Origin of the sequence: Flavobacterium alvei (assembly GCF_002920895.1) — a bacterium.
GTDB classification, from domain to species: domain Bacteria; phylum Bacteroidota; class Bacteroidia; order Flavobacteriales; family Flavobacteriaceae; genus Flavobacterium; species Flavobacterium alvei.
The window spans coordinates 1-23317 of the sequence record NZ_PQVG01000015.1 but is presented as its reverse complement, the minus strand read 5'-3'; the positions used below and the strand labels follow the sequence as shown (position 1 = coordinate 23317).

Sequence of the window (23317 nt, the reverse complement as noted above, 5' to 3'; positions counted from 1 at the left end):
GAACAAAATAAAATATTAATGAAAACCTATAAAACTAAAAACAGCACCAAAAACGTTTTTGATGCTGTTTAATTTATTTAAATTTGTCTAATAATCTGTATCGATTATTTAGGACTAGTCAATATTTTATCCCAAAAAGATACTCAAAACATAATAAACAATTGCTGCTAATATTGCCGAAACAGGAATTGTAAGTACCCAAGCCCATAAAAGGCTTACTGTAACACCCCAACGTACAGCCGAAATTCTTTTGGTCAATCCAACTCCAATTATTGAACCTGTAATAGTGTGAGTCGTACTTACAGGAATTTTTAAATGTTCTGTAAAATATAATGTTAATGCTCCAGCAGTTTCTGCAGCAACCCCTTCAAATGAAGATACTTTGGTGATTTTGGATCCCATTGTTTTTACAATTTTCCAACCTCCACTCAAGGTGCCAGCTGCAATGGCAGAATAGCAAGCAAGAGGAATCCAAGCTGGCATAGAACCTTTTATATCTAAATCTTCATTAGGTAAAATCACATTTAACCAAGCATCCATGCTTTCTTGAGTTTGCCCTGTAGTATGAATGTAAACAGCAACGGCTGCCGCTATAATTCCCATTACTTTTTGTGAATCATTTCCTCCATGTCCCAAACTAAATGCCGCCGAAGACAATAACTGCATCTTTTTCAAAACAGAATCAGCTTTATGCAAACTCAAACTACTAAAAGTTAAAGCAAAAGTAGAAATGGATAAAATAATAAAAGCAACTAAAAACCATTTGATATTATGTGCTTCAAAAACAACACTCCATAAATGAGAATCAAAACGTGGTTTTTCGATTTTATCATAAGGAACCATTTGAAAATAGACAAATAAAACAGTTCCAACCATTAATGCAATAGTAAATAATTTTGGGAGTATTCTTTTTTTGGAAGCATTCAACAACCAAATCGAAATTAAATAGGAGGCAATCGCTCCAACAAGAGGTGCTAAAACAATAAATAGTATAATGATGATAACTCCCGAAGGCAATCCACCATCTTTTCCTGCCTTGTACCAGCTTACAATATTATACCAATGTTGAGTTCCATCGGCCGTTTCATAACCACTAAATCCGTGAACTGCAATAGCATGAGCCAGAGCAGCTCCAGCAAATCCACCTATCAAAGTGTGAGATGAACTAGATGGAATTCCTAACCACCAAGTCAATAAATTCCAGCAAATAGCCGCAATAACTCCAGCAAGGATAACTATAAGATTGATATCCATTGTATGAGCGGTTTTAGCGACAGTATCTGCAACACCAAAACCAAAAACCCAATAGGCCAAAAAGTTAAAAAAAGCAGCCCAAAGTACGGCTTGAAAAGGAGTCAAAACTTTGGTTGCAACAACAGTAGCAATAGCATTGGCAGCATCATGAAAACCATTGATGTAATCAAAAATCAAAGCCAATACGATAATAACTATGAGTAGAGTAAATTCCATATTTTTAATTGAAAATTTGGAAATCAAACAATTGAATGGGGTTCAATTCTAAAAAAAAACCTTTACAACTGTTTAATTTTTTTAAATTGGTTACGAATGTTTTACAGATATAGATTCTAAAACACTAGCGACACCTTTACATTTATCAGTTGCAGTTTCTAAAACCGATAATACTTCTTTGTATTTGATAATGTTTTTAGCATCGGTTTCGTTTTCAAAAAGATCGGCAACCGCTTTGTCATAAACGCTGTCTGATTTAGCTTCCAATTTGCTAATTCTAGAACAAGCGTCCGTGATTTTTTTCATTTTTTTCAAATCTCTCAATTCCTTCACAGCACTATCAATATTCTGACAAGCTTCAAGATTAATTTCGGTCAATTTTCGAATAGATTTGGTAATCTTACCTACTTGATACAATCTCATTCTACTCGAAGCCCCGTGAAGGTTATCAGCAACCCTATCTATCGAAGTAATCAAAGAGTGAATGTCCTCTCTGTCGAATGGTGTGATGAAATTTCTACTCAATTCCAAGTTGGTCAAGCGGGTAATGTCCTCACCTTTTTGCTCTAATTCATCTATTTTTAAAAAAAGTTCGTCTCTCTCTTTCAATGGAAGATTTACGGCTTCGTGCAAAATTGAAGCTAATTGTACCAGATTTGCTGAAGCTTCCTCAAAAAGAGGAAAGAATTTTTTGTCTTTTGGAACCAAAAACTGAAAAATACTATTTATTGACATTTTAATAATGTTTAATTAATTTAGAGGACAAAATTACTTCTTTATTTTATGCTAATGTTAAGTAATTGTTAACAATTTTATTCTACTTGAAAACTATTCAAGAAACCCAAAGTTTTGTCAATATCATAGTGAAAAATCCGGTCTTCTTTTACGAAAGGCACTACCATTCGATAGGATTTTAAAAACTTCTCAATAAAATCACTTGATACTAAAGGCCTTCTAAATTCAATGGCTTGCGAAGCATTCATCAATTCAATAGAAAGAATTCGCTCCAAATTTTCCATTACTCGCAAGGCTTTGGTAGCGGCATTGGCACCCATACTCACGTGATCCTCCTGACCATTGCTCGACACAATACTATCAACACTTGCTGGTGTAGCCAATTGCTTATTTTGGCTGGCGATACTCGCTGCAGTGTATTGCGGAATCATTAAACCCGAATTTAAACCTGGATTATCAACCAAAAATGCAGGAAGATTACGCAAACCCGATATCAATTGAAAAGTTCTTCGTTCAGAAATACTTCCCAATTCAGCCAAAGCTATTGCTATAAAGTCTAAAGCTAAAGCCAAAGGTTGTCCGTGAAAATTTCCACCCGAAATAATTTCGTCAGTATCTATAAATATATTAGGATTATCGGTAACCGAGTTGATTTCGGTCTTAAAAACATTTTTTACATAATCAATCGCATCCTTCGAAGCACCGTGAACTTGCGGAATACATCGAAAAGAATACGGATCCTGAACATGTTTTTTCACTTGGCTAATGATTTTACTTCCTTTCAAAAATTGGGTCACCCGATTCGCAGTCACAATTTGCCCTTTATGCGGTCGTATCGAATGAATTAATTCGTGAAAAGGTTCTATTCTTCCGTCAAATCCTTCCAAAGAAATAGTACCAATCAAATCTGCCAAATACGAAAATTGGCAAGCTTTCATCAAAATATGTACGCCATAAGCACTCATAAATTGAGTTCCGTTCAACAAAGCCAACCCTTCTTTAGATTGCAATACAATAGGTTTCCAATTGAAATGCTTTAAAACTTCACTCGAATGTACTTTTTTGCCTTCAAAAAAAACTTCGCCTTCTCCCAATAACGGCAAAGACAAATGAGCCAAAGGAGCTAAATCACCCGAAGCGCCAAGCGAACCTTGAGTATAAACTATGGGTAAAACATCATTATTATAGAAATCGACCAATCGCTCCACTGTTTGCAACTGAATTCCCGAATGCCCATAACTCAAGGATTGAATTTTGAGCAACAACATCAATTTGACAATCTCTCTGGGAACTTCTTCGCCAGTTCCACAAGCATGCGATTTCACCAAATTCTCTTGTAGTTTGGATAGATTTTTATTTGAAATTTTAACATTACAAAGCGAACCAAAACCCGTATTGATACCATAAATAGGTTTCGAATTCGACCCCATCTTAGCATCCAGATAATCCCGACATTTTTGAATATTTACTTTGGCTTCATCAGATAATGCCAATAATTTTTGATTCGAAATAATCTCTTTTAAAGTTTCTAAAGAAAGTATTTCGGTACTTATATAATGTGTATTATCCATTTTGACTATATCTTTTGAAAGCTCAAAATTCTACAAACCAATATTAAAAAACAAGATATTATTGGGAATTATTTTTATATTCTTTTTTCAACCCTATGTTTATTAAAATATTCGCAAAAACTAAAGAAAAGATTTTTTTATTTTATTAAAAACAGTACTTTTGAAAAAATATTATGAAAAACAACAAAACATATCATTCTCCGATAACAACTCCTTTTAGAGTTGCTTTTGCTGTTACTTTCACCACTACTACAACTACCACTACCCTTTAGGGGTACACATTTTTACATATAATCCAGTTTACATGCTTTTTTCTAAATGAAGAGAGTTCATAGGTGTATAAAAACCATTTGCATTAAAATATAAATAAAACAAAATGAGAGTATTAAAATTTGGCGGAACTTCTGTAGCCAATGCACAAAATATAAAACTTGTATTAGATATCGTTATCAAAAAAGCAGCTCAGGAAAAATTAATTGTGGTGGTTTCTGCTTTTACCAAAGTGACCGATTTATTAGTTCTTGCTTCTCAAAAAGCCGCTTCAAATGATGAAAGTTTCAAAGAAATTGTCGCCGAAATCGAGAAAAAACATTTGGATGCCATTAAAGAATTAATTCCAGTAAGTGAACAAAGTGGTGTTCTCAGCCACATCAAAAGAATCATCAATCACCTCGAAACACTATTAGACGGATGTTTTCTTTTGGGCGAATTATCCCCAAGAACTTCCGATACGATTTTAAGTTTTGGCGAATTATTATCGTCTTATATCATCGCCGAAGCTTTCAAACAAAAAGATAAAAATAGCGGTTACAAAGACAGCCGCGAACTGATAAAAACCAACAGTAACTTTGGAAAAGCTGGCGTAAATTTTGAAATTACAAATCAATTAATCGCCGATTATTTTGCATCGAATAATTCTCAAATTGTAGTAATGCCTGGTTTTATTGCTTCGACCGAAGAAGGAATTGGAACTACATTAGGCCGTGGCGGTTCCGATTATACCGCAGCAATCTTGGCGGGAGCTCTCAACGCTTCCGAACTCGAAATCTGGACTGACGTGAATGGAATGTTTACTGCCAACCCAAGAATCGTAAAACAAGCCCAACCTATTGCTACCATTTCCTATCAAGAAGCCATGGAGCTGTCGCATTTTGGTGCCAAAGTATTGTATCCACCAACCATTCAACCAGTTTTCAAAAAAAATATCCCCATTTGGATTAAAAATACTTTCGAACCCGAAGCCGAAGGAACTTTTATTTCTAACCAAAACAATTCCAATTCTAATCCTGTTAAAGGAATTAGTCATATCGACAAAATTACTTTAATTACACTGGAAGGCTCAGGAATGATTGGGGTTGCAGGTGTTTCCAAACGATTGTTCGAAGTATTGTCGCACGAAAATATTAATATTATTTTCATTACCCAAGCTTCGTCTGAACATTCTATTTGTATTGGAATTCAAAATAACGATGCCGAAAATGCTGAGAATGCTATCAACAAAGCCTTTCAACAAGAAATTGCTCAAAGTAAAATCGATCCTTGCCTTGTCGAAAAAGACCTTTGCATTATTGCTTTGGTAGGCGAAAATATGAAAAATCACCAAGGTTTGAGCGGAAGAATGTTCAGTACTTTGGGTAAAAACAACGTCAACATCCGAGCGATTGCACAAGGAGCTTCCGAAAGAAATATTTCGGCGGTAATCAACGAAAGAGATGTGAAAAAAGCATTGAATACGCTTCACGAAAACTTCTTCGAAGAAAACACCAAACAATTGAACTTGTTCGTGATGGGCGTTGGAAACGTGGGCGAAAAATTCATCGAACAAATCAGCCAACAAAAGAAATTTCTGAAGGAAAACCTGAAAATAAATGTGAGAGTTGTAGCTGTTTCCAATTCTCGAAAAATGTACTTTGACGAAGACGGAATCCCGTTGAAAGAATGGCAATCATTATTGGAAAACGGAGAAACTGCCGACAAGGAAACTTTTATTGCCAAAGTAAAAGCCCTCAATTTGCGCAACAGTATTTTTGTGGATATCACTGCCAATCAATCGGTTTCTGAAACTTACGAGCAATACTTGAAACAAAACGTGGCCGTGGTGACTTGCAACAAAATTGCCTGTTCATCGGCTTACGACAATTATAAAAAACTAAAAAATCTTTCCCGTCAATTCAATGCGCCTTTCTTGTTTGAAACCAATGTGGGTGCGGGATTGCCAATTATCGATACCTTGAAACACTTGATTGCTTCGGGTGACAAAGTGAACAAAATCCAGGCGGTTTTGTCCGGAAGTTTGAACTTTATTTTTAATAATTTCGACGAAAATAATTCATTCCACGATGTAGTAAAAGAAGCTGGCGTACAAGGATTTACCGAACCCGATCCAAAAATCGACTTGAGCGGTGTGGACGTGGCGAGAAAAATTTTGATTCTAATCAGAGAAAGTGGTTACCAATTTGACATTGAAGACATTCAAAACAATTCTTTTCTTCCTGCGGAATGTATGGCCACGACAAACAATGAGGATTTTTTCAAATCATTAATAAAACACGCTTCCCATTTCGAGAACCTTTTGGCTGAAGCCAAAGCGAAAGACAGCCGATTAAAATTCGTTGCCACCTTCGAAAACGGAAAAGCTAAAGTGGGATTGGAATTCATCCCGAAAGATAGTCCGTTCTACAATTTGGAAGGAAAAGACAATATTGTACAATTTTTCACAGACCGATATATCGACCAACCTTTGTTGATAAAAGGTGCCGGTGCGGGTGCTGCCGTCACAGCTTCAGGGATTTTTGCCGATGTAATCCGAATTGGAAATATATAATTTAGTTGATAGTGATTAGTTGATAGCTGGCAGACAAAATCCACCATCAACCGACAACCAACAACCAACAACCAAAATTTATGAATGAAATAAAACTATTTTGTCCTGCCACCATTGCCAATCTTTCCTGCGGATTTGACGTGCTAGGATTGTGTTTGGCCACTGCGGGTGACGAAATGATTATTCGAAAATCTAACATAAAAGGCGTTCGCATCACTAAAATAGTGGGAGCCAATTTGCCGATGGAAACCGAAAACAACGTTTCTGGCGTTGCTGCTTTGGCAATGTTGGAAGAAGTAGAAACCGAATTTGGTTTCGAAATTGAAATCTACAAAAACATCAAGGCGGGAAGCGGTATCGGAAGCAGTGCAGCCAGTTCAGCCGGAGCGGTTTTTGGAATTAACGAATTATTAGGCAGACCTTTTACCCGAAAAGAATTGGTGAAATTTGCGATGCAAGGCGAAAAATTAGCTAGTGGCAATGCTCACGCTGATAATGTTGCTCCTTGTCTATTGGGCGGTTTTACCTTGGTAAGAAGTTCCAATCCTTTGGATATTATCAAAATTGACAGCCCATCGGAATTGTTTGCAACGGTGGTTCATCCTCAAATTGAATTGAAAACTTCGGATGCGCGTTCGGTATTGAAACAAACCGTTTCTCTGAAAAGCGCCATCACCCAATGGGGAAATGTAGGCGGATTAGTAGCAGGATTATATACTAACGATTACGAATTGATTGGTCGTTCGTTACACGATGAAATCATCGAACCGATTCGCAGTATGCTGATTCCTGGTTTCGATTTAATCAAGAAAACGGCTTATGAAAACGGAGCCTTGGGTTCTGGAATTTCTGGTTCTGGCCCATCCATTTTTGCCTTAAGCAAAGGAAATGAAACCGCTGAAAAAATCGCCAAAGCGATGAGTAAAGTGTATGACGAAATCAATTTGCCTTATGAAATTCACGTTTCGAAAGTGAATCCAGAAGGTGTAAGTATAATAAAATAGGCATTAGGCAATAGGCATTAGGCGATAAGCTTACTGCATAAAGCTTACTGCATAAAGCAAAAAACACAAATGAAATACTACAGTTTAAACCATAATGCCCCAAAAGTTTCTTTTCAAGAAGCGGTAATACAAGGATTAGCAACCGATAAAGGATTGTATTTCCCGGAATCTATTACGCCATTATCTAAAGATTTTTTCGAAAATATCGAAAATTTGAGCAATTCCGAAATTGCTTTCGAAGCTATAAAACAATTTGTGGGTGACGAAATTCCAACCGAAACATTAAAACAAATCATTGCCGAAACTTTGTGTTTTGATTTCCCAACCGTGAAAGTCGAAGCAGGAATTTATGCCTTGGAATTGTACCACGGACCAACAATGGCGTTCAAGGACGTGGGAGCACGCTTTATGTCGCGTTGTTTGGGGTATTTCAACAAAGACAAAAAAGATAATAAAAACACGGTTTTGGTTGCTACTTCCGGCGATACTGGAGGCGCTGTTGCCAGTGGTTTCTTGGGTGTTCAAGGCGTAGAAGTGGTGATTCTTTATCCTTCAGGAAAAGTGAGCGACATTCAGGAAAGACAATTGACCACTTTGGGACAAAACATCAAAGCACTCGAAGTAAATGGTGTTTTCGATGATTGTCAGGATATGGTCAAAAAAGCATTTTTGGACGAAAGTTTGGCACATCATAACCTAACTTCTGCCAATTCGATTAATATTGCCCGTTGGTTGCCACAAATGTTTTACTTTTTCTTTGCTTACAAACAATTGAAATCGCAAAACAAACCTTTGGTATTTTCTTGTCCAAGCGGGAATTTCGGAAATATTTGTGCCGGAATTATGGCTAAAAAATTAGGTTTGCCCATCGAACATTTCGTGGCTTCCACAAATGTAAACGATACTGTTCCAAGATTTTTAGTTGAAGGAAATTACGATCCAAAACCTTCTAAAGCTACCATTTCGAATGCAATGGACGTAGGAAATCCAAGTAATTTTATCCGAATTCAAGAAATGTACAACAACGATTTGGAGCAATTCAAAAAAGATTTTTCTTCGTTTTCTTATACCGATGAAGAAACTTTAGAAGCAATGAAATCCATCTATAAAACCGATGGTTACATTGCAGAACCTCACGGAGCCGTTGGATATTTAGGTTTGAAAAAGGAGTTGATAAACCATCCAAACGCTATTGGTATTTTCTTGGAAACGGCTCATCCTATTAAATTCTTAGATGTGGTTGAACCAGCATTAAATATAACACTTCCAATTCCAACGCAAATTGAAAGCGTTTTGAATAAAGAAAAAGTAAGCACAAAAATCAAAACTTACGAGGAATTGAAAGCGTTTTTGGGGTAAACACTTTTCACTTAAATAAATAAGCCGCAGATTCACAGATTTATATCTAATGATTCTGCGGTTTTTTTGTACATTAAAAATATATAGAATTGAATTACATTTGTTCAAAATAAAAATAAATGTATTGTGACCAATCTTGAAACAAAGAAATACTCAATAAAAAAACAGTGCGGTATTAGTATCGTGGCTGTTCTACTTATTGCGACAGTTTGTTTTTATGCTTCAAAATTTATTGATTACCGAATAACTGCTTTAATTTTATTAATGACAGTTTCAATTGTGGCAATAGTTTTTGATATTATACCCGTATTAATTACAGCTATTCTAAGTGGTTTGCTATTGAATTTCTTTTTTATTCAACCACTCTTCACCTTTCACATCACCGATACCGAAGATATTTTGTTGTTTTTGATGTACTTGATTATTGCCTTAGTCAATGCGGTTTTAACGTTCAAAATCCGACAAGTCGAAAAAAAAGCAAGAGACAAAGAAGAAAAAGAAAAGACCATAAAACTCTACAACACGCTATTAAATTCGCTTTCGCACGAATTAAGAACTCCCATTGCAACCCTAATTGGGGCGGTTGATATTTTAAAAGAAAACAATCAAACCCTTTCTAAAAAAAATCAAGAAGATTTACTTTCTGAAATCGACAAAGCCAGCATTAGACTTAATCGACAAGTGGAAAACTTATTAAATATGAGTCGGTTAGAAACTGGAATGCTACTTATAAAACAAGATTGGTGCGATGTTAATGAACTGACGAATGGCGTGGTTCAAAAATTCTCCTCTTTGAATACCAATCATATTATTGATTTTCAACTCAATGAGAGCTTGCCTCTTTTTAAGTTAGATTCAGGTTTAATAGCTGAAGTGTTGCGCAATTTAATACATAATGCGGTGCTTTATACGCCCGAAAAAACGACAATTAAAATAGAAGTTTTACAGGAATCTTCCAATTGTATTATTGTTATTTCAGATAACGGAAATGGTTTTCCAGAAAGCGAAATACAGTTTGCGTTTGATAAATTTTACCGATTACCGCATACCAAAACAGGCGGCAGCGGACTGGGTTTATCCATTGTAAAAGGATTTGTCGAGGCTCATAATGGAACCATAACTTTAGAAAACAACTCAATCAGCGGAGCTAAATTTACCATAACGATTCCAACTGAAACTTCTTATTTAAAAAATTTAAAGAATGAATAAAGCTGAAATACTAATTATCGACGATGAAGCACCAATTCGAAAATTGCTAGAAATTGCCTTGGAAAGCAACGATTACAAAGTATGGCAAGCCGAAACTGGAAAAGCTGGCGTTCTTATGGCAGTCAATCATCCACCGGAATTAATCTTGCTTGATATTGGTTTGCCCGACAAAAGTGGTCACGAAATTTTAAAAGAATTGCGCAGTTGGTACACCAAAGCCATCATCATTCTTTCGGTTCAAAATAGTGAAGAAGATATTGTAACCGCCTTAGATAACGGAGCAACCGATTATTTGACAAAACCTTTCAGAACTGCCGAATTATTGGCAAGAATTCGTTCGGTGATAAAACGCAATCAAAGAAATGAAGAAAGTACTATTTCGAATTTTGGTAATTTACAAATCGATTTTAGCGCTCGAATTGTCAAACGCAATAACGAAGTTTTAAAACTTACTTCAACCGAATTCAACTTACTTTCTCTTTTTATGAAAAATGAAGGAAGAGTGTTGACCCATCAATACATTTTAAAAGAAATTTGGGGAGTGGGCTACCAAACTGAAACCCAATACTTGAGAGTTTTTGTGGGAACCTTACGAAAAAAGATAGAAGACAATCCCAACCAACCCAAATATATTGTCACCGAAAGTGGCGTAGGTTATCGTTTTAGTTCGTCTTTATAAAATCTTTATATTATCCAAATACATCTTTATATTTCACCAATACCATTTGATTGAACTTTGTACCATTAAAATTTAGCAAATAAATAAAATGGAAAATTCAAAAAATGGAATCAAAAGTAAAGTAACTATTGCTTCACTTTTAGTGGCTCTTGGAATTATTTATGGAGATATTGGAACGAGTCCACTCTATGTTTTTAAAGCAATAATTGGAACACGAGAAATCAATATGATGTTGGTTTATGGCGGTGTTTCCTGTGTGTTTTGGACTTTAGTATTTCAAACCACAATCAAATATATTTGGCTCACACTTCGGGCAGATAATCACGGCGAAGGCGGTATTTTTTCTCTTTATGCTTTAGTTCGTAGGTATGGCAAAAAACTGGTAATCCCTACAATTCTTGGAGCAACAACCCTGTTGGCCGATGGAATAATTACACCTCCCATATCAGTTTCTTCGGCGATTGAAGGTTTGAGTATGGTCAAAGGATTGGAAGATATTATTATTCCAGGAAATCTACTAACCATTGGAATTGTGATTGGAATCTTGTCTTTATTGTTTTTCTTTCAACGTTTTGGCACACAAGTAATTGGAAAAACATTCGGACCTATAATGTCCATTTGGTTTACGATGTTAGTGGTTTTTGGAGTTCGACAAATTCTAATTCATCCTAATATTCTTTCGGCTTTAAACCCTTATTTTGCTTATGATTTATTAGCCAATTACCCTAATGGTTTTTGGCTTTTGGGAGCCGTTTTTCTTTGTACAACTGGAGCCGAAGCTTTGTATTCAGATTTAGGACACTGCGGTATCAAAAATATTCGCATCACTTGGATTTATGTAAAAATAAGTTTAATAACGGCCTATTTAGGTCAAGCAGCTTGGTTAATGCATCAGGGACAACCGCTATTGAATGGTAGAAATCCTTTTTTTGAGATTATTCCCAATTGGTTTTTATTACCGAGCATAGTTATAGCAACATCTGCTACAATTATTGCTTCGCAGGCCTTAATTAGTGGTAGTTTCACCCTTATTAGCGAAGCTATGAACCTTAATTTTTGGCCAAGAGTTACCGTTAAACAACCCAGCGATAGTAAGGGGCAAATTTATATTCCGAGCATTAACTCACTGCTTTGGTTTGGTTGTATTTTGATGATGGTTTACTTTAAAGAAAGTACTCATATGGAAGCTGCTTATGGCTTTTCGATTACAGTTACAATGATGATGACTTCTGTTTTATTGGGCTATTTTCTTTACTTTAGGTTGAAATGGAATAAAGTTTATGTTGTTTTGTTTTTGACTGTTTTTGGTGCAATTGAAGTAGCATTTTTCATTGCTAATGTGGCTAAAATAAAAGAGCGATGGATGTTTTTGTTTTTCGAGTTGTTCATTTTTACAGTGATGTATTATGTTTGGTATTTTGCTAGAAAAATCAACAATAGATATACTAAATTTATTGAGCTTGGAAAATACAGCGAACAATTGACCGAATTAAGTCAAGATTTTTCTATTCCAAAATTTGCTACACATTTGGTGTATTTAACCAAAGCCGATAGAAGACACGAAATCGAAGAAAAAATCATTCAATCTATTTTTTCTAAAAAGCCTAAACGTGGCGATGTCTATTGGTTTTTGCACATCAATCGAACCGAAGATCCTTTTACACTTTCGTATAATGTCTCGGAATTAGTGGACGATAAAGTAATAAAAGTGAACATCAATATTGGTTTTAGAATTCAACCTAGAACCGAATTGTATTTCAAAAAAATTGTGCAAGATTTGGTAGCCAATAAAGAACTTAATTTACACATCAGGCCAGATGGTTCCACAAAATACAACAATGAACCCGATTTTAGATTTGTAGTTTTCAAAAAATTCTTGTCTGTCGAAAATGAATTTACTATTCGTGATGGCTTGTTATTGAAAGGCTATTTTATGCTAAAACATCTTGGTTTGAGTGACGAAAGAGCCTTCGGTTTGGACAAAAGCGACGTTGAAGTAGAACAAATTCCTTTGGTCTATCAACCCATCACCAACATTCAATTAGAACGGGAATTAAAAAATTAATAGCAATGAAAACAGATTCGTCTCTATTGCTTTACAACAAATATTATAGTTTAACCAATAAAGAAATTGAAGTAGAACTAAAAAACAAAACCAAATGGAGAGGTAAATTTTTGGGTTATTTTAGAGGAGAAAAAAACTATATTTCAAAATGGCAATTAGTCGATATTGATGTGTTATTTGGTTCTGATAATTTTGGATTTTTAATGGGAAGAATAATAGTTCATAAAGATATTGTAAAAATATTTTTTTTCCAAGACAACTCTATAATGATACTTTAAACTTGGACAAAAGGAGTGTCAAAATGCCTTTTAAAAACACTTTGTCACTCCATAAAAAATCAATAAATTAGCCGCTTCAAATTATATATAAATCTACGATGAAAAATACTGCGCTTACGCACATACACGAGAGTTTGGGAGCCAAAATGCTTCCGTTTGCAGGTTACAATATGCCTATTTTATACGAAGGAGTGAATGCGGAACACGAGGTGGTTCGCAATGGCGTGGGGGTTTTTGACGTTTCGCATATGGGCGAATTCTTGTTGACTGGACCAAATGCATTGGCATTAATACAAAAAGTAACTTCGAATGACGCATCGACTTTAACCATCGGACGTGTGCAATATTCTTGTTTGCCAAACAATGACGGCGGAATTGTAGATGATTTATTGGTGTACAAAATGAAAGACGAGCAGTATTTATTGGTCGTAAATGCTTCAAATATTGAGAAAGATTGGGATTGGATTTCGTCACACAACGATTTGGGTGTGGATATGAAAAACCTTTCAGACGATTATTCGTTACTGGCTATTCAAGGGCCAAAAGCGGTAGAAGCACTACAATCTTTGACTTCGGTCGATTTGTCTTCCATAGCCTATTATCATTTTGAAGTAGGCGATTTTGCAGGAATTGAACACGCAATTATTTCGGCAACAGGCTATACAGGTTCAGGAGGTTTCGAAATTTATTGCAAAAACGAAGAGGTAGAACAAGTTTGGAACAAAGTTTTTGAAGCTGGTGCTGCCTTTGGAATCAAACCTATTGGGTTGGCTGCTCGTGATACCTTGCGATTGGAAATGGGATTCTGTTTGTACGGAAACGACATCAATGACATGACTTCACCATTAGAAGCTGGTTTGGGTTGGATTACCAAATTCAATAAAGAATTTACTAATTCTGAAAACCTGAAAAAACAAAAAGAAGCGGGAGTTTCTAAGAAATTAGTAGCTTTCGAAATGCAAGAACGCGCTGTACCAAGACACGATTATGAAATTGTAAATGCATCGGGCGAGGTTATTGGAATTGTAACTTCTGGAACGATGTCACCTTCAATGAATGTTGGAATTGGAATGGGATATGTAACCACTGAAAATAGTAAAATAGACAGCGAAATTTTCATTAGAATCAGAAAAAATGACGTTCCTGCCAAGGTGGTAAAATTGCCTTTTTATAAAAAATAAGAGTACCGATTTTTCAAAAAGCTAAAACCGCAAATTCACAAATTAAGCATTTCAAAAATGTGAAATAATTTGTGAATTTGCGGTAATTTTATTTTAAATTGCACCTATAAACTCACAAATGAAGAAAATTTCACTCCTACTATTATTGACAACATTTTCGCTATTGGGTCAAAATAGTGAGAAGACCTGTGAAATGCTTTCCAAAATTAATTTCTTAATTCAAAACGAACATTATCATCCAAAACCAGTTGATGATAGTTTATCGGTTTATGTTTTTGATACTTTTATAGATGCTTTGGATGATAATAGAAATTTATTTACCAAATCAGAATACGAAAAACTCTGTAAACACCGATTAAAAATAGACAATTACATTTTGCAAAAGGATTGTTCTTTTATGAATGACTTTGTTTCGATGTATCAATTAGCCTTAGAAAGAAAGAAAAAAGTACTCCAAAAAATACAAATTGAAGTATTCAATTACAATGGCAAAGACACCGTTAAATTTTCAAAGAAAAACTTTCCGTTTGATTTAACCATAACCGATTTCGACAAGGTTTGGAAAAAAAGAATGAAATATGATATTCTAGAAGACATTTCTAAATTAAGCTCTAATTTAGATTCACTTAAACTGAATTTCACTTCACTCGAAAAAACAACAAAAACTAAAATATTTGAGTCTAATTTATGCAAAATAAATAATATTTTGGGGGACAAAAAAGGCATGGAATATGACCTTCAAAATACATTCTTAAATATTTTTTGCACCTATTTTGACCCGCACACCAATTTCTTTTCACAGGATGCTAAATCCAGTTTTATGTCAAGCCTATCCACAAGCGGTTTGTCTTTAGGGCTCAATGTAACTCTAAACGAAAAAGAAGAAATTATTGTTGACGAAATTGTTCCAGGCGGTCCCGCTGCAAGAACAAACAAATTTGAAAAAGGCGATGTCGTTTTAAAAATTTCTAACAATAAAGGAGAAGATTATTGGGTTTCCTGCACTTCATTAGATAAAATAGGAGAATTAATTTTTTCAGATTCCAATGAAGTTATTGAATTGACTATCCAGAAGAAAAACGGAAATATTTTTGATGTTTTACTCAAAAAACAAGTAATGAAAGCCACTGAAAATGCGGTTTCCAGCTTTATTGTCGAAAAAGGGAATACTAAAATTGGCTATATCGAAATCCCTAATTTTTATTCCGATTTTGATGGATTCAGCCCTCAAGGCTGTGCAGATGATGTGGCTAAAGAAATTATCAAACTCAAACAAGACAACATTCAGGGATTAGCCATTAACCTTCAAGATAATGGGGGAGGTTCTATGGAAGAAGCTATAAAACTGGCTGGAATGTTTATCGATTATGGTCCCGTTTCGGTTTTGGTAAATAGTAAAAACAAGCAAACTATTCTAAAAGATTACAATCGAGGAAGTGCCTATAATGGGCCAATAGTCATTTTAATCAACGGAAATTCGGCTTCGGCAAGTGAGTTCTTTTCAGGTGCTATGCAAGATTATAATCGAGCATTAATTGTTGGAAGTAAATCATTGGGCAAAGCCTCGATGCAAACTATTTTGCCTTTGGATAATAAGCAACAGGACTTTGTTAAACTAACCGTGGAGAAGTTTTACCGAATTACTGGTGATAGTAATCAAATCAAGGGAATTATTCCTGACATTGCTTTACCTGTTTTATACGACAGCATTGTAGCTCGTGAAATAAGTTACAAAACCGCTTTGAAATATGATGCAATTCAATCAAAAACAAGATTTTCTCCCTTTCGCAAAGATTATTATCCAGAATTGATCGAACAAAGTAATTTAAGGTCGAAAAAAAATCAGCTATTCAATGAAATTACTGCAGTAAACGATGAAGTAAACGCATTGTATAGTAGTTCGAAAAAGCCCCTCTTGGTTACTTTTGAAGAGGTATTTAAAGATGTTCACGAAATAGATTCTCTTTACAAAAAAGTGAAAAAAATTGCTTCGACCGAAAATAATTGTATCGTTTCGAACAATTCTTACGATTCAGAAAAGCTACAATTTGATGCTCATCAGCAGGAAATTAATGCCTATAAAATAAAAGCTCTAAAAACCAATCCCTATATCGAAGAAGTCATTTCTATAGTAAATGATTTCAATAATTTTAAAAAATAACCTTTAATGAAAACGTTCCTAACTGCATTTGTATTTTTCTTAATCGCAACCCTTTCAAATGCCCAAGAATTTAAAACCCCTGTTGATTATTTGAACTATATAGACAAAGAAACCGATATTATTTCTAAATCGACTTGGAAATATACCACAACTGTAGCTCATACAAAAAATGCAAGAAGAATAGATGCCAATCGAAAATCTTTGATAAAAAGTATTCAAAATGCTACTAAAAAAATAGAAGCATTGAAAGACGGATATAAGGGTGATGTGGAGTATAGAGACCAACTGCTTGCTTATTTATCTATTTCCGAAAAACAAATCAATCAAGAATATGAAAAAATTATAGATATGCAGGAAGTAGCCGAGCAATCCTATGATGAAATGGAAGCTTATATTATGACGAGAGATTTAGTTAATAAAAAAATTAATGAAGAAATTGAAAAACTGAATGCGAACCAAAAAATATTTGCCAATAAATACAACATCCAAATAGGCGAAGATACTAGCGAATTGGGCAAAAAAATGAAATTATCCAATGAAGTTTTCGAAAATCAAACCCAATTGTATCTTATCTTTTTTAAAGTAAATTATACAGAATCGGTTTTGTCAAAAGCTATTGAAAGCAATGATATTAGTGCCATTCAGCAAAACAGCAATGCATTAGAACAATATTCAAATGAAGGAATGGAAAAACTCAAAACTTTCAAGCCTTTTAAAAACGATATGTCATTGGTTTTAGCCACAAAAAAAGTTTTAGAATTTACAAAAAAAGAAGCCCTTGAATTGGCTCCGACAACTGTTTCGTTTATGATGTTGAATCAAAAATTTCAAGAAAGTAAAAAAGTAATAGACAACAAATCGGCCAGCAGCAGAACTAAGGAAGAAATTGATAATTTCAATAAACTGGTAAACGAAGTGAATAATGAAGTAGGAAACTACAATAAAACCATCAATGAATTCAATGTTAACCGTTCAAATACAATTAATAATTGGAACGTTACAAGCGAAAATTTTATTGCTAAATATGTGCCAATTGATTAAAAAAATATTTGAAAAAATAACTAATAACTGTACTTTTGCAGTTCAAAATAAAAATTAGAAATGGGAAGAGCGTTTGAGTTCAGAAAAGGAAGAAAAATGAAACGTTGGTCAGCTATGGCCAAAGCATTTACCAGAATTGGAAAAGATATTGTGATGGCCGTTAAGGAAGGTGGACCAAATCCTGACGCCAATTCGAGATTAAGAGCAGTGATACAAAATGCCAAGGCTGCCAATATGCCTAAAGAAAATGTAGAACGTGCCATCAAAAAAGCAACCGATAAAGATACTGCTAATTATAAAGAGGTTTTATTCGAAGGATATGCACCCCACGGTATCGCTTTGTTAATCGAAACCGCAACTGATAATAATAATAGAACTGTTGCCAATGTTCGTAGCTATTTTAACAAATGCAACGGAACGATGGGAACACAAGGTTCGGTTGAATTTATGTTCGACCATACGTGTAACTTTAGAATTCCAGCAAGCGGAATTGATCCCGAAGAATTAGAGTTAGAATTAATAGATTTTGGTGCCGAAGAAGTTTTTGAAGACGAAGACGGAATCTTAATCTATGCACCTTTCAATAGTTTTGGAACCATTCAAAAAGAATTAGAAAGCAGAAAAATAGAAATCCTTTCTTCAGGTTTTGAGCGCATTCCTCAAATCACAAAAAAATTGACCGAAGCCGAAATGGCAGACGTCGAGAAATTAATCGAAAAAATGGAAGAAGATGATGATGTGATGAACGTCTATCATACTATGGAAGAGAATTAATTGACAATGATAATGGATAGGAATTGAAAATTATGACCACTAATCAAAAAAGTCCCACACTGAAAGGGACTTTTTTATTTCTCAGCCAAATAATTTGATGGATTAGGCGCAAAAAGTACACTAAAAACAAACCGGTTTGCAATCGACCCCGTTTTTTCAATAAAAACAATTCTTTCATTATGAGTACTAGTTCATTATATTTGTTTCGAATTTAATGTATTGAACTAAAAAAACAAACTCATCCATTTAGTAAACAATTTGATTTGTTGATTCTTTCAAAATAAATACATCTATGACAAACAATATACTTATTGAAAATCAATACCAAAGAACCAGTTTATTTGAAAAAGAAAATGTGAATTATCTGGTTCGTGTTTTAAAGCGGTTTAATACAGTTCCGAAAATTAACAACATCAATATAATAACTTCAATTAGTCAGCCTGATATATTTAAAATCGTACCTAATAAATCAATTATTATAGGTTCTTCGTTTTTGAATAAACCTGTTTTAGCCTTGGTTTATTTAAGATATGGTATCGAATGGCAACTATGGTATAAAGCCTTAAATAACGAGAAAAAAGACATTGCATTATGCGATATTGCGGCACTTGAAGTGACTCGAATATTTTATAATTTATTACCCAAAGATGATAAAGAAAAATTAGAAAATTTGGACTATTTTTTAATTACTTTGATTAAAAACTATAAAGAGTTTAATGCTGAATCTTTATCAAAACAAGAAGAATTGCAAACTTTTCATGGATTGAATAATTCTAATAAAACCTATAAGAAATCTTGGAAACCCATTATTGAAAATCTGGCAAAACCAACAGAATATTTGTTGATGGCAGGCGGTGATTTGAGATTAAATATTGACGAAATCGAATTGTTAAACAAATACGGTTGCCGACCATTTCCTAGACCCGATGCCTTTACTTTTGCGTCCTCAACAGCTACAAGTGTTTCTAATTTTGCTTTTGATAAAACCGACAAGACTAGAAGCATATTGATTAGAAACAGCCTGAAAAATGGCTTTAAAAATGCCACTACTGAGTTTTTGGAATTACTAAAAAACAATCTCAGGAAAAATTTTAAGCTGAACGACGAATGTGAAATAATTTTTTCGCCATCAGGAACCGATTCCTCACTTCAAATTGCAGCTATAACCCAAATTATTTCAAATAAAGAAATTACCCATGTTTTAGTTGCCTCTGACGAAACAGGAAGCGGAGTGTCTGCAGCACTAAAAGGCTGCCATTTCGAAAACACAACTGCATTAAACCATCCCGTAAAAAAAGGAGATCCAATAGGAGGGTTTAGAACCGTTGATTTGATTAAAATTCCTTTCAGAGATAAAAATGGTAAATTAAAATCAGCTCAAGAATTAGACGAAGAAGTTTTTAATGCCATTTCAAAAACGAATGAATTAGGAAGGCACGTGGTTTTGCATACAATGGATCAATCCAAATTAGGCTATCAATCCCCAAGTGACGAATTGATTCAAAAACTGAACAAGCTCAAAAAATTATCAATGCAAATCATTGTTGATGCTGCACAACTACGATTAGATCCTAAAGACCTACAAAATTATCTGCATAAAGGATATATAGTTTCTATAACAGGGAGCAAATATTTCACAGGACCTCCATATTCAGGAGCTTTAATTATACCCAAAAGCGTTAGCAAATCAATACAATCTGCAAAAATCACTTTGCCAAAGGGGTTGACTAAATATTACCATCATTCTGATTGGCCCACTTCTTGGTTTTGTGCAAATGAATTGTCAGAAGGATTTAATTATGGTTCCTATATGCGTTGGAATGCCGCTATTGTTGAAATGGATCGCTATTATAAAACACCCATTTTATACCGAAATATGGGAATAGAAATGTTCTGCAATTTTGTAGAAGATTCAATAAAAGACGCCCCATTTTTAGAGTCAATTTCTGCTGATGAAACAAAAACAAATAGTTATAAAAGTAAAGAGTTTGGAATCAGAAATATTAGAACCATTTTTCCATTCTTTATCCTTAAAAATAATGAAGTATTATCAGTTCAAAATGTGAAAAAACTGTATTCATTGTTGAATTCTGATTTATCCAATCAATTTGAAGATGCTCCTATGGATGTTATTAGACTAGCTGCTCAGAAATGTCATATAGGACAAGCTGTTGAAGTAAAATACGGCAATTCAACTGAAAGTGCTGTTTTAAGAATTAGTTTAGGTGCAAGAGTTATTTCTGAAAGTTGGGTTAACCGTGATATTAGCTTGTTTTTTAGGAATATTGAAGCACAAATGAATCAGATTACGATTATTATTAAAAAGATAGAATTAATTCTCAGTAATCCTGAATTGTTAGATTAAAATAGAAGTTCGCAGTTGTATTAAATAGTTCCATTTTCTTTTGGAGATTATTTCTATGATGAAAAACTGTCTCTTACGGCAAGAATGCTGCGGCAAAAGCACTAAGTTTAAAAAGAGAGACGACAGCATCCATAAAGAGCACTACGACAGAATGCACCAAAAGCTCACTCAAAAACCATATTATACCAAGAAAATGGTTCGCGTGAGAAGTAAAACAGTAGAACTAGTAATAGGAACTTTGGTCAATTTTACCAATATGAAGCGAGTAAACACACGAGGAATCAAANTTTAAAAACTACAACATAAAACCAAAAATAAACCTCGCTTAAATGTGCTTAAACGAGGTTGTTTTTTATACTGATTCTGAAAGTTTAGTTTTTGAGTGAGGTTGCGCAACAGCTACCGCTGTTGGCAGTAGTTATTTTTTTAAGATTATTGGTTTTAGCTTATAATTTTTTGGCAAGTTTATGAAGTCTTTTTCAGTGAGTATATATTCATTATCAGAGTCATTACTAAAATTTATTCTATATCTAATTTTTGAATATGAAAATCCAACTTCTCCATATTTAGAATTTTCAGGCATCAAAGTTTCACTTGAAGAATTAAAGTCGTCAAATTTGATACTTCTTTTTATTTCTTCATTTAGCTTTGCAAATTCAAAATTATCAGGAGCTAGACCTCCTAAATATGTAGTCATTTCGCCAAATTCATTTCGTTCTGTTTTTGCGATATTTTTAACTAATTGTTCAATGATAATATATTTTTCACCTTTAAGTTCAGCAATTCTGACTATTAAATTTTCCTCGAGAACAATTTTCGGCTGAACATTAATTTCAATTTGGTTTGTTGTATATTTTTTTCCGTTAAATTCAAATTCAAAAGGACCAACTTTATTTAATCCAACTTTGTTGAATACTATTACTCTTTCAAAATTATCGGATTGCAAACCGTGAACAGAAGTAGAACGTGTCAATTCTATTTCTGAGCCTAATTTTTCTTGAATGTTGTCTTTTAAAAAGTCAATATTTATAGAAAACAGAACACTTTCTCCAACTCTAGGTTCTGGATTGTCAATTTCTATTTTTAAATTGTTCTGACAAAATGCATTGAAATTAAAAATAATTATTATCAGGAGTGAAATGTTCTTCATTTTCAGGGGTTTTATAATTACTGCCAACGGTTTGCAGCTTGCCGAAGGCGGGGCTTTCGGAGCACCATCTGTCAAGCTAAGATTAATGTTTATTCGGAGCCGAAAAGTTTCTGCCACCACGTACGCCCCGCTTTTGGCAAGGTGCTGTTATAGCCAGTGCTTTCTATCAACTCTGATAATTTTAAGGTCTTAGTCGGGTTACCATTTATTTTTATGTATTCGTTCTTAAACGGCAAGGTCGATTTTAACGCTATCCAACCAAATCCCATCTGTCTGTCCATTCGAATTTTATAATCATTATGCATTAATAGTTGTCCGATTACTTCTATGTCTATGCCGTGATTTTTAAAAAGCAAAGCTGAAAAGCCTCCAATTTGTGGTTGGTCAACCCACTCTTTTTTCATTTCTGTTCCTTTGAAACTTATTTCATTAACACGCTTCACGTATACATCTGCAACTTTAAAATCTTCAATGCTTGGTTTGTCTGACTTGTCTATTGTTGTTATTGCAATATAATTTGTCCCAACTTCAGTTTCTTGTTCGTCAGTCAGAACGAAAGCCCCGCCATAATTTCCATTATCCATTTTATAAACTAGACAGTCTCCTTTTTTGAAAATTGAATTGTATAATTTCTTCTTAGTCCGTTTTCTTGGCTTGTCTTTTTCAGTTTGAAGCTTGGATAGGAACTTGTTTAGAACTTTTTCTCTTGTCTTTAAGTCCTCAGGTGATGCATCTAATTCTTTCCAAATTCTAATGTCTTCCCCGCTATTGATGATATGCTCAACCTTTAAAAATATCTCTTTGTCAAGTGCTTTGCATTCCCATTGTGCATTTGCAATAGCAAACCAAAAGTTTGGTGCATCTTCTTCAATATTTATTGTCTCCTGGTTTTCGTCAATAAGTCTTTTTGTAATTTCCGATACAGAAAGTCCGTCATTATACAAGTCAACAAATTGCTCGTATATGTCAGCATACGTGTCGTTTGAACTTATTCCTGTTCCCCAAGCTCCCATTTTAGTTATTCTTTCTTTTTATTGATGTCGTCATTTAGCATTGGCTATAACGTGTCGCGGCTTCAAGAAGTGGCGATGAACCAAGACCAAGCCTTCACAAATATAGACAAAACTTTGAATTAAAACCTTTCCAATTTCTGATAAATCCCGTGCGTCGCCATTTCTTGAAACCGCTGTGCTTGTTGCACAACTCCAACAAATATATCAAAAAAAACTTGCAAAAAAGCAAATAAAATGGTATTTTTAACTATGCAAGGAAGAAAAGAACTCACGCCAAAAATGCTCTATCAAGTTCATTTACAGGACTTGATTCCAGAGCATAATTTCTATCGATTGCTTGATAAAGCTATCGATTTTCATTTTTTATATAAAGCCACAGCCCAATATTATGGAGAGGAAGGACAAGAAAGTATTGATCCTGTTGTGTTTTTCAAAATC

General features: G+C 34.3%; 17 protein-coding genes and 2 pseudogenes. 14 read left to right on the top strand and 5 right to left on the bottom strand.

Going from position 1 to position 23317, the window contains the following annotated elements; genetic code table 11:
- Nucleotides 1-126: 126 nt before the first annotated feature.
- The 3 genes from C3L50_RS16055 to hutH form a co-directional block, all read right to left on the bottom strand.
- Nucleotides 127-1470: an inorganic phosphate transporter gene (locus C3L50_RS16055; protein ID WP_103807201.1), complete on the bottom strand. Its 1344-nt coding sequence runs from the start codon at nt 1468-1470 to the stop codon at nt 127-129.
- A gap of 90 nt (nt 1471-1560) precedes the next feature.
- Nucleotides 1561-2205, bottom strand: a complete 645-nt coding sequence (locus C3L50_RS16050) for a DUF47 domain-containing protein (RefSeq protein ID WP_103807200.1) — start codon at nt 2203-2205, stop codon at nt 1561-1563.
- Between the two features lie 77 nt (nt 2206-2282).
- Nucleotides 2283-3776 (bottom strand): histidine ammonia-lyase, encoded by a 1494-nt coding sequence (gene hutH / locus C3L50_RS16045; protein WP_103807199.1) that lies wholly within the window; start codon nt 3774-3776, stop codon nt 2283-2285.
- A gap of 376 nt (nt 3777-4152) precedes the next feature.
- Here hutH and thrA point away from each other — a divergent pair, with 376 nt between their 5' ends.
- The 13 genes and pseudogenes from thrA to C3L50_RS15980 all read left to right on the top strand — a co-directional run.
- Nucleotides 4153-6600 carry a bifunctional aspartate kinase/homoserine dehydrogenase I gene (thrA, locus tag C3L50_RS16040; protein WP_103807198.1) on the top strand — a complete coding sequence of 816 codons (2448 nt, stop codon included), beginning with the start codon at nt 4153-4155 and terminating at the stop codon, nt 6598-6600.
- Nucleotides 6601-6680: 80 nt separating this feature from the next.
- Nucleotides 6681-7604 (top strand): homoserine kinase, encoded by a 924-nt coding sequence (locus tag C3L50_RS16035; RefSeq protein WP_103807197.1) that lies wholly within the window; start codon nt 6681-6683, stop codon nt 7602-7604.
- 69 nt (nt 7605-7673) lie between these two features.
- Entirely contained in the window at nt 7674-8963 is a 1290-nt protein-coding gene (gene thrC / locus C3L50_RS16030; protein WP_103807196.1) for a threonine synthase, read from the top strand.
- A gap of 126 nt (nt 8964-9089) precedes the next feature.
- Nucleotides 9090-10172 (top strand): sensor histidine kinase, encoded by a 1083-nt coding sequence (locus C3L50_RS16025; protein WP_243400407.1) that lies wholly within the window; start codon nt 9090-9092, stop codon nt 10170-10172.
- A complete protein-coding gene (locus C3L50_RS16020; RefSeq protein WP_103807194.1) occupies nt 10165-10851 on the top strand; it encodes a response regulator in 687 nt (228 codons plus the stop codon). Before C3L50_RS16025 ends, C3L50_RS16020 begins: the two co-directional genes overlap by 8 nt.
- An 88-nt stretch (nt 10852-10939) precedes the next feature.
- Entirely contained in the window at nt 10940-12916 is a 1977-nt protein-coding gene (locus C3L50_RS16015; RefSeq protein ID WP_103807193.1) for a KUP/HAK/KT family potassium transporter, read from the top strand.
- A gap of 5 nt (nt 12917-12921) precedes the next feature.
- A complete protein-coding gene (locus tag C3L50_RS16010; RefSeq protein WP_103807192.1) occupies nt 12922-13194 on the top strand; it encodes a hypothetical protein in 273 nt (90 codons plus the stop codon).
- A 98-nt stretch (nt 13195-13292) separates the two neighbouring features.
- The gene (gene gcvT / locus C3L50_RS16005; RefSeq protein WP_103807191.1) at nt 13293-14375 is read left to right on the top strand and encodes a glycine cleavage system aminomethyltransferase GcvT; all 1083 of its coding nucleotides are present in this window, start codon (nt 13293-13295) and stop codon (nt 14373-14375) included.
- Between the two features lie 118 nt (nt 14376-14493).
- Nucleotides 14494-16536: a carboxy terminal-processing peptidase gene (locus C3L50_RS16000; RefSeq protein WP_103807190.1), complete on the top strand. Its 2043-nt coding sequence runs from the start codon at nt 14494-14496 to the stop codon at nt 16534-16536.
- 6 nt (nt 16537-16542) lie between these two features.
- Complete coding sequence (locus tag C3L50_RS15995) at nt 16543-17577, top strand: LIC11966 family surface protein (protein ID WP_103807189.1); 1035 nt, start codon at nt 16543-16545, stop codon at nt 17575-17577.
- Nucleotides 17578-17637: 60 nt separating this feature from the next.
- Nucleotides 17638-18351: a YebC/PmpR family DNA-binding transcriptional regulator gene (locus tag C3L50_RS15990; RefSeq protein ID WP_103807188.1), complete on the top strand. Its 714-nt coding sequence runs from the start codon at nt 17638-17640 to the stop codon at nt 18349-18351.
- A gap of 292 nt (nt 18352-18643) precedes the next feature.
- Nucleotides 18644-20716: a hypothetical protein gene (locus C3L50_RS15985; protein ID WP_103807187.1), complete on the top strand. Its 2073-nt coding sequence runs from the start codon at nt 18644-18646 to the stop codon at nt 20714-20716.
- A 52-nt stretch (nt 20717-20768) separates the two neighbouring features.
- A pseudogene (locus C3L50_RS15980) lies at nt 20769-21002 on the top strand (transposase); the annotation flags it as partial.
- A gap of 132 nt (nt 21003-21134) precedes the next feature.
- On the opposite strand, the gene C3L50_RS15975 reads toward C3L50_RS15980, so the two are convergent.
- Complete coding sequence (locus C3L50_RS15975; RefSeq protein ID WP_133158905.1) at nt 21135-21866, bottom strand: hypothetical protein; 732 nt, start codon at nt 21864-21866, stop codon at nt 21135-21137.
- 89 nt (nt 21867-21955) lie between these two features.
- Complete coding sequence (locus C3L50_RS15970) at nt 21956-22879, bottom strand: hypothetical protein (protein ID WP_103807185.1); 924 nt, start codon at nt 22877-22879, stop codon at nt 21956-21958.
- Nucleotides 22880-23128: 249 nt separating this feature from the next.
- Between C3L50_RS15970 and C3L50_RS15965 the strand changes: the two are divergent.
- A pseudogene (locus C3L50_RS15965) lies at nt 23129-23317 on the top strand (IS1182 family transposase); the annotation flags it as partial.

Coding starts and splice junctions, on each gene's coding strand:
- C3L50_RS15995 (WP_103807189.1), top strand. CDS start 16,543: ATGAAAACGTTCCTAACTGCATTTGTATTTTTCTTAATCGCAACCCTT.
- C3L50_RS16050 (WP_103807200.1), bottom strand. CDS start 2,205: ATGTCAATAAATAGTATTTTTCAGTTTTTGGTTCCAAAAGACAAAAAA.
- C3L50_RS15985 (WP_103807187.1), top strand. CDS start 18,644: ATGACAAACAATATACTTATTGAAAATCAATACCAAAGAACCAGTTTA.
- C3L50_RS16015 (WP_103807193.1), top strand. CDS start 10,940: ATGGAAAATTCAAAAAATGGAATCAAAAGTAAAGTAACTATTGCTTCA.
- thrC (WP_103807196.1), top strand. CDS start 7,674: ATGAAATACTACAGTTTAAACCATAATGCCCCAAAAGTTTCTTTTCAA.
- C3L50_RS16010 (WP_103807192.1), top strand. CDS start 12,922: ATGAAAACAGATTCGTCTCTATTGCTTTACAACAAATATTATAGTTTA.
- C3L50_RS15990 (WP_103807188.1), top strand. CDS start 17,638: ATGGGAAGAGCGTTTGAGTTCAGAAAAGGAAGAAAAATGAAACGTTGG.
- gcvT (WP_103807191.1), top strand. CDS start 13,293: ATGAAAAATACTGCGCTTACGCACATACACGAGAGTTTGGGAGCCAAA.
- C3L50_RS15970 (WP_103807185.1), bottom strand. CDS start 22,879: ATGGGAGCTTGGGGAACAGGAATAAGTTCAAACGACACGTATGCTGAC.
- thrA (WP_103807198.1), top strand. CDS start 4,153: ATGAGAGTATTAAAATTTGGCGGAACTTCTGTAGCCAATGCACAAAAT.
- C3L50_RS16000 (WP_103807190.1), top strand. CDS start 14,494: ATGAAGAAAATTTCACTCCTACTATTATTGACAACATTTTCGCTATTG.
- hutH (WP_103807199.1), bottom strand. CDS start 3,776: ATGGATAATACACATTATATAAGTACCGAAATACTTTCTTTAGAAACT.
- C3L50_RS15975 (WP_133158905.1), bottom strand. CDS start 21,866: ATGAAGAACATTTCACTCCTGATAATAATTATTTTTAATTTCAATGCA.
- C3L50_RS16035 (WP_103807197.1), top strand. CDS start 6,681: ATGAATGAAATAAAACTATTTTGTCCTGCCACCATTGCCAATCTTTCC.
- C3L50_RS16055 (WP_103807201.1), bottom strand. CDS start 1,470: ATGGAATTTACTCTACTCATAGTTATTATCGTATTGGCTTTGATTTTT.
- C3L50_RS16020 (WP_103807194.1), top strand. CDS start 10,165: ATGAATAAAGCTGAAATACTAATTATCGACGATGAAGCACCAATTCGA.